This is a genomic window from Paenibacillus contaminans (assembly GCF_003285015.1).
Classification (GTDB): Bacteria; Bacillota; Bacilli; order Paenibacillales; family NBRC-103111; genus Paenibacillus_V; species Paenibacillus_V contaminans.
The window spans coordinates 470,768-483,248 of sequence record NZ_QMFB01000001.1 but is presented as its reverse complement, the minus strand read 5'-3'; the positions used below and the strand labels follow the sequence as shown (position 1 = coordinate 483,248).

8 protein-coding genes are annotated in these 12,481 nt (G+C 46.1%); all 8 read right to left on the bottom strand.

What is annotated here, in order from left to right; genetic code table 11:
• Nucleotides 1–318 precede the first annotated feature (318 nt).
• The 8 genes from catA to DQG23_RS02200 all read right to left on the bottom strand — a co-directional run bounded on the left by catA (nt 319) and on the right by DQG23_RS02200 (nt 12,471).
• Nucleotides 319–975: a type A chloramphenicol O-acetyltransferase gene (gene catA / locus DQG23_RS02235; protein WP_113029150.1), complete on the bottom strand. Its 657-nt coding sequence runs from the start codon at nt 973–975 to the stop codon at nt 319–321.
• Nucleotides 976–1,207: 232 nt separating this feature from the next.
• Nucleotides 1,208–2,902: an extracellular solute-binding protein gene (locus DQG23_RS02230; RefSeq protein WP_113029149.1), complete on the bottom strand. Its 1,695-nt coding sequence runs from the start codon at nt 2,900–2,902 to the stop codon at nt 1,208–1,210.
• 149 nt (nt 2,903–3,051) lie between these two features.
• The gene (locus DQG23_RS02225) at nt 3,052–4,380 is read right to left on the bottom strand and encodes a response regulator (protein WP_113029148.1); all 1,329 of its coding nucleotides are present in this window, start codon (nt 4,378–4,380) and stop codon (nt 3,052–3,054) included.
• Nucleotides 4,373–6,079: a sensor histidine kinase gene (locus tag DQG23_RS02220; RefSeq protein ID WP_146762236.1), complete on the bottom strand. Its 1,707-nt coding sequence runs from the start codon at nt 6,077–6,079 to the stop codon at nt 4,373–4,375. The genes DQG23_RS02225 and DQG23_RS02220 overlap by 8 nt, the downstream gene beginning before the upstream one ends.
• A 152-nt stretch (nt 6,080–6,231) precedes the next feature.
• Nucleotides 6,232–7,227, bottom strand: a complete 996-nt coding sequence (locus DQG23_RS02215) for a carbohydrate ABC transporter permease (RefSeq protein ID WP_113029146.1) — start codon at nt 7,225–7,227, stop codon at nt 6,232–6,234.
• Nucleotides 7,228–7,253: 26 nt separating this feature from the next.
• A complete protein-coding gene (locus DQG23_RS02210) occupies nt 7,254–8,117 on the bottom strand; it encodes a carbohydrate ABC transporter permease (RefSeq protein WP_113029145.1) in 864 nt (287 codons plus the stop codon).
• Nucleotides 8,110–10,389 carry a DUF5696 domain-containing protein gene (locus DQG23_RS02205; RefSeq protein WP_113029144.1) on the bottom strand — a complete coding sequence of 760 codons (2,280 nt, stop codon included), beginning with the start codon at nt 10,387–10,389 and terminating at the stop codon, nt 8,110–8,112. The genes DQG23_RS02210 and DQG23_RS02205 overlap by 8 nt, the downstream gene beginning before the upstream one ends.
• A 9-nt stretch (nt 10,390–10,398) precedes the next feature.
• Nucleotides 10,399–12,471: a YIP1 family protein gene (locus DQG23_RS02200; protein ID WP_113029143.1), complete on the bottom strand. Its 2,073-nt coding sequence runs from the start codon at nt 12,469–12,471 to the stop codon at nt 10,399–10,401.
• Between the last annotated feature and the right edge of the window lie 10 nt (nt 12,472–12,481).

Genomic DNA, 12,481 nt, shown 5'->3' with positions numbered 1-12,481 from the left:
TATGTCCGACTTCATGCATGTACCCGTTCATAGTTATATCGCATGCTTGTTGCAAGCGCGTTACGAACTTGTAAACTTTTTGTGTCCAAAAGGCGTGGACATCAGAACCGCATGAAGAAAAACCGTCTGGAAATCACGGACGGTCCTTGGTGCATGGCTATACGATTGCGCGTGTGGGAGGTAGTGGTTTGGGGCTTCAGCACATCACAAATATTCGCTTGAGATTCAAAAAAGACGCCCTGCATAGGTTCTCAGCGGCGTCTTTTCGTTTTCATTCAGTTCAAATACGACCAAGCGAAATGCAAATGCTCTACGTTGCTATTTAGGCAGCCAGCTTTCACAGCGATCGGCAAGCGATTGAAGCTCATTGAAAAGTACGCCGGCATGATAACCGTCGCATACAGCATGATGAAGCTGTACCGATAGAGGCAGTTGAACGCTTTCGTCTTGCTTGCTATATTTCCCCATCGTAAAGATTGGCAGGAGATATGTTCCCTCGTTATAAATGTTCAAATTAAAGCCAGTGAAGTTGACCCATGGGATGCTGGAAATCGGGAATACGTTTGGCGGCTCGTTATTTTTGGCTTGAAACCCTTTGACGCTTCCGTACTTATCCATGTCGTCAAGATAACGAATGTAAAACTCTTTAAAGTCTTCACTAAAGCCGGTCCATATTGCCGAAAACGTCTTATCCTCGTCATGAAAAATGGTATAGCTTGGCGACATTCTGTCCCAATAGCCTAACCTTCCCTCGGAATCGAAACATGTCCGAAAAGCAACATGGCGGTTTACCACTGTTGCAATCATGTGGATTAGCGCCGGATATAGCTTTATCTTCTTAGTTTTCAGTTCAGCCAACAGCCGGGTGATGTCTATATTGGCCGTCATGCTGTATGTGCATCTGACTTGGTTTAGGTAATGGTCAAAATAAGGCTTTCTGCTCCAGTTATCCCGATCAATCTCATGAAAAATCATTTTAATTACCTCCTAAAAAATGAATATGCTTTCTTTTTAGGAGGCACAATCAACTGCTTTAACCATACCCTCATCACATTCCCATTCCATTTATTTACTATGATATAGTAACGTTTAAAGTATACCATCATCCCAGTCTAAACATCAAAATGTCTTTGCTGCGCTGGAGGTTGAGCTCAAAGAAAAGCCCCAATGTTTTGTGAACATTGGGACTTCCCTGTTTTACACCAAACTATTTTTTATTGGCAGCGTACCACTCATTTACTTCTTTGGTCATTTGATCCCCGCCAAGCTTTTTCCACTGCTCGACAAAATTATCGAATTCATCAATATGCGCTTCCCCCATAATGATCTTAGTGAAAACGTCGGTTTGTAGATCTCTCAATATTTTATTGTTAGAAATCATCGTTGGTGTCGGAGGACCCGCGTAAGCATTAAGCAGGAGCAAATTATTCTTATCGTAATAATTCGCAACGTTGTAGCTGCCGTATTGGTCGCCGTACATTCGATACGTTAACCATGCCTTGCGATCCTGAGGAAAGCCGACCGCCAAATCGTAAGCGCTTTTTAAACCTTTATTCAGTTTGCTCGGATCTTTGGTCTTCAAAGCTTCAGAAAGATCCATCGCAATTTTCATTGTGGAATCGGGATTAAACGTTTGAATGAGTGCCATGCCGATTAATGATATCGTTCCGTCACCCTTTTTATCTGCGATCAATTTGCTTTCCGGAATATTATAAAAATGTTCAACAAATAAGTTGGCCATTTTTACAATCGCTTCGGGGTTCGAATAGCCTTTCTTCACTACATAGTAGTCGCCGGTCGGCGATCCTCCCCTTGGCATTGCCGGCTTATCATCAGCTGAAACGATAGGAAAAGCCTTCCAATCCGCTTCAGGATCCGCCTCGATATTCATGTTTAATGGCTGGGCAGGCGACCATATCACGCCATAACTCATGCCCAGCTTTCCGTTGATGGCCGCATCCCATTCCGACTCTACCGTGTTGACTGCCAGTTCCGTACTGAGTATGCCCTTGCTGAACATGTTTTGCAGCTCCAGCAGTGCTGTCTTCATCCCGGGTTGAATAACGCCGTGGACCAATTTACCGTTAGCATCCTTCAACCATATGTTCGGATCAGCGTGAAAGCCATTAAAGAAGCCCGATAAATCTCCGAAATCCGCAAAAAGGAATGATTTAGCAACCGCCAATCCGTACGTATCCTTGACATTATTGCCATCCGGATCCATCGTTGCAAACGCTTCCGCAATTTTGATCACGTCTTGTACCGTTTTGGGTTCGGGCAGGTTTAACTTATCCAGCCAGTCCGTACGGACGAACAGCATTCTGGCCTTCTCCGCAACGGTCGCTGAGGTCTCAGGGATACCGTACAGCTTGCCTGAACGGCTGGCCATTTCCATTGCCGCTTTCCCGGTTGAAGTTTCACTAAGCGCACTCTTGGTTGTTTTGGAGGCATACTTGTCATAAACCTCCGTTAAATCCTCCAACATATTATTATCCAGCAGCGACTGGAACGTGGTAGCATCAACAACCATTACATCCGGAATATCGTTCGATGCAATGGCGACGCTTAACTTCTCCGGATATTCAGCTCCAGTTGTGACAAATTTCCATTTCAGGTCGATGCCTAATGTCGAACGATAGGCGTCAAGCCATCTGTTCTTATCTAAGGACTCGCCTTCGGGATACTCCGGGTCGTTATAGTATTTCGCTCCAACCATCTTGATTGGAGGATCATATTTGCCCAGAGGATCGACTGCTTCCTTTGAGGTTTCCTTCGGAGAGGCCGATTGCTCCTGTTTTGCCGTTTCCTGAGGAGGTTGAGATTCGGACTGGCAGGCAGTGAGAAAAACAATGAGCAGAACAAGAATAACGGATACGGTCATTCGTATTCTTCCAAATGACATTTGACATACCCCCGACTCATTTAGTTAAAAACCTTACCGCGATTCAGGATGATTTTCGGTTTAGGCGCCTACTCCTGTTTTCATTATAGAAAACATCAGCGTGCCTGTATCTATCGTTATCTTTACTTCCTGTTCGGATCTATACGATTTTACTGATCTAACGATACTCTGAATTCCAGCGGCGTTTTTCCTGTATTTTTCTTGAAAAGCTGGGTGAAATAAGAGGGGGATTCGAATCCCAAAGCCGTGGATATTTCCTGAATTCTGTATTTGGGATTCCTTAACATTTCCTTGGCTCTTTCCACCTTTACGCTTGTAATGAAGTCCGAAATATTCATACCCGTAACTTGCTTGTACAGACGGGAAAGGTAGGAGGGATTTAAGTATACGACCTCCGACAATGAAATCAGAGTGAGATTCTGATTGATGTTGTCGTTAATATACTGCTGAATGCGTGAAATCAGCTTATCCGTACGGTCAATTTGTTCCTCTTTATTTTCCGTCATTTTCATTTGTACAGCCCGATCCCAGTCGGATTTGTTCTCGTCCTGCTGAGGAACGGACTTTTCGGTCAAAAGGCATTCTTCTCCGGACCCAAGGCGATAGGATGACAGTTCATTCAACTTAGCGAACTTGCTGTATGCCTGATGCCACTCACAGTATTCACTGGACATAATAAAGGATATTTTCATTTCCAATATCTCGCTGCAGATGCGTTGTATCGATTCGAACGTTTCGTGAATATATTCCACATTGCAGTTCGGATCCGACGGCTGGATCATCCAAGCCAGCTTTGAATGTTCGTAAGCAACGGAAATACATGAGGCTGTATGAGACAAATATTCCTCGGCAATATTCCGTATCGCATAAAGCAATAATGATCGATCTGAAAAATTGTACTTCGGGAGCCAACGATCGATCTGCCCGATGATCAGCATGAAAGGCCGCTCAACGCAAAGCGGGAAATCGATAGCCGTCAATCGCATGTTAACCAGTTCCTCCGAGATATCCTCCTTGTGCAATAAATCCAGTACGTAATCCTGCCAGATGGAATGTTTCATATGCTCTTTCGCTTTTTCTAAATACTGCTTGCTTCTGACTTCATGCTCAATTTCCTGGATGGTCCTTTGAACAACCTCCAGTATTTTTTCATACCCTTCCGTTTTCAAAATATAATCCACGGCTCCGTTGCGCAGGGCGGTGTGAATATAAGTGAATTCGTTATAACCTGTCAGGAAAATGACTTTGCTTCTGGGCCAATACTTCAGCACCTGCTCTTGCAGCTCTATTCCAGTCATGCCGGGCATGCGAATATCGGTCAGCACGACATCCATCCTGTATTTGCGCATCAGACTGACCGCATCGAAGGCATTATCGGATTTGTAAATGTCCAGATCGAGCGTATTATGGGTGTTTAAATAATCACAGACGCCATTTACGATGATTTCTTCGTCATCCACCACCATGACCTTATACACGACGTCCACCCCCTGACGCAATCATGATTGTGACCGCCAATCCGCCATACCGGCTTTTGGTAAGCTTTATACCCGACGCTTCCCCGAACATAAGCTGAAGCCTCCTATGCACATTGAATAATCCTGTACTCTCCATTTCATCATTAAAACTGAGAACCTGCCTCTGCAGACGAAGCAATAAATCGTCATCCAAAACATCGCCATTGTCCTCGACGATAATTTCAACCTCTCCCTCGTTTTCAACGAAATGGATATACAAATGCCCATTCTTCACCTTTTGATCCAAGCTGTGATGGAACGCGTTTTCTACAATGGGCTGCAGAATCATCCGCGGCACCAGGATTGTCTTAAACGAATCGGGCATTTCCCCAAAGTGTACCTGCACGCGCTTGGAAAACCGAATCCCTTGAATGGATGTATACGCGCGAACATGCTCTACTTCCGTTTCCAGCGTCACGTGGTCCGTTGCGCTTCTCGTAATGTATTGAAAATACTTCCCTAGCTGTCCGGTAAACATGTCCAACTGTTCGTCGTTATGCTTCCGTACCATTTCATTCAATATGAAAAAACTATTATACAAAAAGTGCGGATTGATCTGCGATTGCAGCAGTTTTAATTTGGCTCTTTGCGCAAGTATCCTTTGTTCGTATACTTCTCGTAAAGTAAACTTTAGCTGTCGAACCATCGCATTAAATTGCATGTATAAATAATGGAATTCATCCTTTCTGCTGTCATCGATCAGAACATCCAGCTCTCCTTTCTCCACTCTGCGAAAAGAACGGACCAAGACAATAAGCGGACTATGGACCATCCGGTAAATCCCGAGGGAGAAAAACATAATGATGCACACGGATAATCCGCCTAACATCCAAAACCAGTTTCTACGCATGACAAGGGGACCGAATATTTCTTGCTCTGGTACGAACACAGCCATTACGGCATCCAATTTATTTGATTTTTGACTGACGGAAATAAACTTATTGTCCCAGGACGTTACATGCTCAAGATCGCCGCTCTCCTCTACGGACTGTATCATCAACGGCAGATTTTGAGACTCCATGTTTTTTAATTTGGCAATATGCCAATCAGGATGGACAATCATCGCTCCGCCTTGATCGTAATTCATAAATTGCAGAAGCGACTGCTCCACCTTGCCGATCGAATAGTTCACACTGATGAGATATTGCGGCAATTTATGTCCCGGCAGCAGAGGACTGGGATTGACTACCGTGGATAATACGCCTTCTTTCCACTGAATGACCGGGGAGGTTGATGCTGCAGAAGTCTGGTACAACACGATGAAATCTTCTTCGGATAAGGGGACAAGCGGGAGTCCTGTCGTCAAGGTTCGGTTAATAAGGGGGATGTAGATATTGATGCTTTCAATATAAACGCCGGTTCGTTGAACCAAGTTCATCTGATCGAGAACCCTCAGAATGGCCTGACTCTTGTCATAGGGGGTCATCTGATTGCCTAATGCGCTAAGCTTGATTAAATCTTTGTTTACAAGCAGCTCCTGCTGCAGCCCTCTGGTTCGTGATATTTCCGTTTCAAAAGCATTCAAATAAAAATGAATGGAAGCCGTTACGGATTTGGTTATTTCATCTCTTACACTTCTGGTCCCTTCTTTATTCATCAGAAGACTGAGCACATACAAAGGGGTCATCACAAGTAAAAAAGCAAAGATGACTTTGTTCAAAATGGAGTTTCTGCATAATCTAGAGATTTTTTCAAAGATCAAATGGACGCCCCCCCCCTTGCTGCTTATTCGGTGCAATCACGATCTCATAACGGGAGCCGCACATCTAAAACCCCCATATTTACGCAGCACCACGCGGTTATTCGTTTGCGCTATTCACCGCTAATTCCGGTTCTTTCAATTCCTTGCATAAATTTTCGTTGCAGAAACGCAAAGCTGATAAGTACAGGCAGGATCACAAGCAGCGTCGCAGCCATAAGGACTGCATTGTTCACAATTTCTTCAGGATGCTCCAGTCTCTTCTTAATTTGCGCTGCGGTCGTAATCGGCGTTTTCACGATTTCAGCCATTGAACTGAGCTTTGCGGGCAGCATGGATAAGCTCGGATGGGAAGCGTATATCCCCGGTTCATAGAAATCATTCCAATGCCACACAATGGACAGTACGACGGCAACCAGAAACACGCTTCTTGCGATTGGGAACACGATTAACCAGTACGTGCGCAGAAATCCGCAGCCGTCGATTTTCGCGGCGTTCTCCAGCTCCTTCGGGATCCCCAGATAAAACTGACGGAATATGAATATGAATAGCGCGCCCTTCAACCCCAAGCCAAAAAACGTAGGCACCAAAACCGGCAAATAAGTGTTCAGCCACTTCAAATTGGCAAACACCATATACGTCGGTACGATAATCGTCTGAATCGGCACGATAAATGCGATAATGACAATCATGAAAAGCGTTTTCTTGAACGGAAATTGATACCGGGCAAACCCGTAACCGACAAACGAACATGATAACAGATGCCCGATTGTCGCGACTGCCGTGACAAATGCCGAATTTTTGAAAAACTCAAAATAGTGGAGCTGCTTAAAGGCAAGCGTAAAATTGGCAACCCTCAACGTCCGCGGAACCCAATTGACTGTAAAATCATACAGATCGGTACTGGATTTGAACGAAGTCACCAGCATATACAAAAAAGGAAATAGAAACACAAATGCCAGATCGAATAAAAGAATGTAGATGGCCAGCACCGCAATCTTTTCATTGATTTTACGAGGATGCTTCAACCAGTCGAATAGAGCTAAACCTGTACGGCTGCTCCACTGAATCCGATCCCCTGTTGAAGGTCCTGCTGTTTTTCCGCTCATCAATATCACCCCTTCTCCCGATCAGTTTATATTTGAATTTTTTTGGAGAAAACCGCCATAACTAGCAGCACCAATAAAATGATAAAAGCAAAGTAGATCCAGCCCATTGCCGCTGCGTACTCGAAATCAAGATTGATAAAAGCCGTCTCTTTGATATAAATGAGAATAGGATTCACCATCCCCGTAAACGAATCCACCAGCGTGTAGATGATGACAAGCACCAGTACCGGAGAAAGCATAGGCAGCGTAATTTTCCAGAACATCTCCCAGCCTGTGGCGCCATCCATTTTGGCCGATTCGTACAAGGACGCGGGGATATTTTGCAAGCCTGACAATACGAGCAGAATCTGCACGCCGGAGCTCCAAAGCACAGCGACAATAATGCCAAAAAAAGCGTCGATTCCAGATACTGCAGTAGGTCCCAGATACAGCAGCAGCTCGCGTGGAATCAATCCTCCGTCCGCTATGGAAATCAGCGCTTTATCCACGCCCAGATCCAGCAGCTGCTGCATAACCCCTCCCGTACCCAGCAGAAAAGGAATAAAAAACACCGTTCTGAAAAAACCTCTGAAACGGATACTTTTGTTCACTAGAATAGCCAAAAAAATCGAAAAAATAATGATCAGCGGCGCTTTAAGCAGCGTCTGGTTAATGACCTTAAGAAACTTCGGCAAAAACTCAATATCTACGAGAAACGCTCTTTTGAAGTTATCCAATCCGGACCACTCAATCTGAAAGCCGACCATGCGGACTAGCTCGCCGAAACTCAGCTTGATTGAAATGTACATCGGGAACAGAAAAAATGCAATAATTCCCACCAAAAATGGTAAAATGAACACATAAGCTTCGAGTATATGCCGTCGTTCCATGCTAAGTCTGAATTTACGCATCGCTCCCAGCCTCCACTACCAAATAATCCAGCGCTTCTACCAGACGGCCGTCAATTTCACGTGCCGTTTCGTTGTAATTGATGTAAATAATAGCGCCATTGCCGTACTTCACCTTCACAAGCTTATCGGCAACTTGTTCGTGCATAATCATAGATTGACTCCAAACCGGACGGAGCCGCCGGTTGAACTCAAGGACGATATCCGCGGCCTGCTTGACCCAGTCTTCATGGAAGGAAGTAAACAGCGTATTATAAGTTGTTTTATTCAGCTTGGACGATGGCTGCCAGGTCAGTTCAAACAACGGCATGCTGCCGTATTCTACCCACTTCAGCTTCTGGAGCTGCAAATCGTAAGAGAGGTTGCCCGGATCGGACGAATACGGAATTTGCCCATGGACAACCATTTGGTAAAAAGGAATGTCCTCGTCGCTAATCAGACTTTCAGAGGAATTCAGCGGAATATTGAAAAGACGCGACGCGTACGGAAGCACGTACTGATTGCCTCCCTCTACTGCAATCCACTGCCGCTGACTGACAGCCGACTGCATGATTTCCTGCCAAGTATGCAGGGTTTGCGCTCTGTTCCTTGCATTCCCCTTATTGTAATCGTGATAAATGAATTGCCCCATGCCATCCAAAGCAACCGAGCTGCTTTCATATTTGTTTAACTGCTGGAGAAATTGATTGGAGCGTGCTTGCGCTTTAACCGGATTCATCAGAACAAGCGAGTTTGAAAGATTCGTAACCGGCAAGCTGCTTCCCTGCTTGGCAACGTCCTTTTTGCTCGATAACCCCCAGCTTTTGGAGGCGGCCAGCATAAAATTTTGGCCCAGAAACATTCTGGAACCGCTTGATTTCATATATTCCGCCAGGCTTTGCAAACCGCTCTTTCCACCCAATTTGGAGTCCGGTCCCTCATTACTCACGGGATGTTTGCCGAAGCCTCCCTTGGCCCAGCCCTTGAGCATCAGATCGATTTGTCCTACGCCGGCGCCTTTTATGGAAGAAGCGATCTCTTCAGCCTGTTTGAATGTAGTCATCGGAATGAATTTATCCCACAGCATGCGTTTTTCGTAAATACCCATAAAAATGTCCAAGCCGAGAGGGATTTCGTCCTGATCCTGAATGACCTTGTTTAATTGACCTTGATCGGTCAGATAGCTGCGGTACACGTTCGCCATTCCGCTGTAATTGGCCTCGTCGCCGGACAGAAAAAACAGGCGCATCTCTCTGTCGCTGTGAATCATTTCTTTATCCGCTCTGGATATTTGCGATTTATCGCTGCCGTCTCCCCGCACAGTAATGTTCAACATACTAATGGAGTAGAGGTGCCGGTAATTGAATTCGAAACCGATCCTGTTTAGACCGACCATATAGCCGTCAGGATTAACATTGATCCAGGCATCTTCTTCTCCCTTCGTGCCGGCGGCCAGAACGGCGTTGTTGCCATTCTTGATGCCGAATACGGGAAGCATGGCTTTATTGCCGCTCTCTCCATCAACGGGTACTTCATCGATACTGACTTTGTCTTCGCTGTAGATCGACAATTTCATTCCCTTCACATCCCGGGGACGCTGCTTCTTCATATTGTAACGGGTCAAAGCTCCGCTGCCGTCAGGATACATCATATATCCTTCCGCCTGCTCGCCTGCCGCTCCAAAGTATGGCATCAGCTCCATGCTGACAATGCCGACATTTTCTTTTTGCTTGATCTTGTCTGCCGGAACCCGCACAATTAATGCGTCTTGTTCCAATGTAAGATCAAGGTCAACCGCCACACCTGCCTTGGCAAAATCATAACTCAGCGATAGCCCGTTTTTTGTCTTGTCGGCACGCACTAATGAAGCATCGGAGAAAGAGTATATTTTGCTTAATACTTGTTCGCGGGTTGATACAAGGCTCGTATAAGTCAAGCTGACCATGGAAGACATGTAATTTTGCCATAACGGCTTTTCTTTATCCAAGTCATAATCTTTGCGATCGACAACAGACTTCCAAACATATCCGGTACGCGTGTCTTCGACAGCAATCGCTCCGGTCTTCAAATTGCCGTACAGAACAAGGTGTCCGGATTCCGCAATTTGCTCATACGTATCGGAAACCTGCTTTGCGATCTGCCGGTTTGATTGCTCGGTTTCCTGTACGGCCCCTTGCTTCGTTTCCTGCTGGGTTGCCCGCACAACGGCGTCCCGTTGAAAAAACGTCGAGGTTAGCGCCACGGATAACAATCCGACAGCCGTCATCGACTTCCACCCATACATTCGCTTTTTCATATGTGCCCCCTACATCCATGACATCTGAACCTCCCGAACGATCCCGCTGATAAACATATACAACCGGCCCGACAATACATACCACAACAGCCCAATCGACCAAAGCAATATGATCGAAGCTCCAGAAGCGGCATAGGCAATCGCGGACTTTAGCATGGTATAGTCATTGAGCACCTTGATGCTCATAAAAAATAAAATCAGAATCCACACCCACATACCGCGATACAGCAAATCATATAAAACCGATTCCTGCAGCGACAAAATATTGGACAGCAGCGATAGCGGAATCATCACGATCAAATAAGGGATCATGCAATAACTGGAAGCTGTGAATATTTCTCCGAGCTTTGACTCGCCATCTGAGATGGAGGTAATAAAAAAGCTGGCGACAATCCAGCTAAGCGGCGGCAGCAGCAGCTTGACGCTCTCCAGCAGCAGATTGGATTCGATGATGTCTATGGATTCGAGCGGGTAATGGATGACCGCCAAATAAATCATTCTGACAAGAAATACAGCCAGCAAAATCAGGACACCGGCCCCATAATTCAATCTTCCGCGTGCGGTAATGATGAGCTCGAATGTTTGCCGCGGTTGAAAGATGACGCCTAATGACATGTTGATCCCGGTAATCGCGCTCATTCTGCCTTTGCCGCGTTCAACCTCTTGTGCGGCCTTTCGCGATAACCGCTTCAGCCATTTCACGAAATGGAATAATAGAAATACGGACAGCATGATGAGCAAGATTACAACGAAGAAGTAGTGCCGCAGCATGCCGTAACGGAATTCGGAAAATGCGTTGGAGTAACCGGTCCTGTCGTTAGCCATCTGGTAATTATCCATGGATTCGTTCCATTGTTCCTGCTTATACAAAGTATCGGCCAGCCCGCTGTAGACAAGCGGATAGTTTTCATTGATGCCGGCCACCGCTTCCCACGCCTCGTATGCTTTTACATATTCGCCTTGACTGTACAGTTCGACAGCCTGATGCACCCGTTGAATAAACCGTGTTGGCGCAAAGACATAAATGCCGCCCTGCGCGCTATCCAGTACATACATGTTTCCTGCACGGTCTGTTGCTACGGATGTCGGGGCGGAGAACTTGCCTTTTTTCGATCCTTTGCCGCCGAACACCGTGAGCAAATTACCGTCCTGATCGTATTGGTACAGCTTACCCGTTAGCTCCTCCAGAGCGGTAATAATCCCCTGCGGGCTTACTGCAAGATCAATAAATCGGGGAGTGAGCGGTTTGCCCGTTTCAATATTTTTTCTCTCTCCAAGCGGCTGCTTGTTCTTTCTGTGCATGAACAAGTCAAACCCGAGCGAGTTCAGTTTCTTGATCTCTCCTCCGGGGTCAAGGCTAGTTGCATAAATAAATCCTTTTGTATCCATCGTAATATTCAAATAGTAGGGCGCTATCCTCTTGGCTATCTTGTTCCGCTGTTCCTTCGATGCGAACATCCGGATGAATGCATCCGTGAACCGGAAGCCGATTTCGGTCTGGCCGAGAAAGCCGCGAAAACGGTTGTATGCATCCATGGCCATAATGTTTTGCCCTTTGACCGTGTAGATGTAACCCGTGGGACTGACCAGCAGCTTCGACGGCGTCAAAGCGAACGATTCCCGCAGCAGTTCGGAACTCGGTGTCACGAACTCTTCTATGAACCGGCCGTCTGCCGCAAGATGAACGATCCGGTTGTTTTGGGTATCTGCAATATACATCTCCCCTGTCTCGTCTGCATAAATGCCCGAAGGCGAGCGGAGTGGGCTATTGGGGTCGCCGCTGTATATACCGACTGTCGTTCCATCGCTTGTAAGCTTCACGATCCTGTTATTGCCGGTATCCGCGACAAACAAGTACCCTTCTTCATTAATGAAAAGATCCTGCGGCTTATCGAGGTAACTTGACATCCCAGCCGGCGCACCGACGTTGTATATCGTCTTGGAAATGAGATACGATTCCGGAATGGGAACCCGCTTATCGCCCGACAAAACGTAGTCCTGGCTTGCCGCAAGCAGCGGAGTAGACAAGCACGCTTGAATAATGATCATAGCTGCGAAGAAGAGACGCAGTTTCTTAATCATAGTAGTCGTC

Excerpts from the sequence above, each read along its gene's own strand:
- catA (WP_113029150.1), bottom strand. The coding sequence starts at position 975 with ATGATTTTTCATGAGATTGATCGGGATAACTGGAGCAGAAAGCCTTAT.
- DQG23_RS02210 (WP_113029145.1), bottom strand. The coding sequence starts at position 8,117 with ATGCGTAAATTCAGACTTAGCATGGAACGACGGCATATACTCGAAGCT.
- DQG23_RS02215 (WP_113029146.1), bottom strand. The coding sequence starts at position 7,227 with ATGAGCGGAAAAACAGCAGGACCTTCAACAGGGGATCGGATTCAGTGG.
- DQG23_RS02205 (WP_113029144.1), bottom strand. The coding sequence starts at position 10,389 with ATGAAAAAGCGAATGTATGGGTGGAAGTCGATGACGGCTGTCGGATTG.
- DQG23_RS02200 (WP_113029143.1), bottom strand. The coding sequence starts at position 12,471 with ATGATTAAGAAACTGCGTCTCTTCTTCGCAGCTATGATCATTATTCAA.
- DQG23_RS02230 (WP_113029149.1), bottom strand. The coding sequence starts at position 2,902 with ATGTCATTTGGAAGAATACGAATGACCGTATCCGTTATTCTTGTTCTG.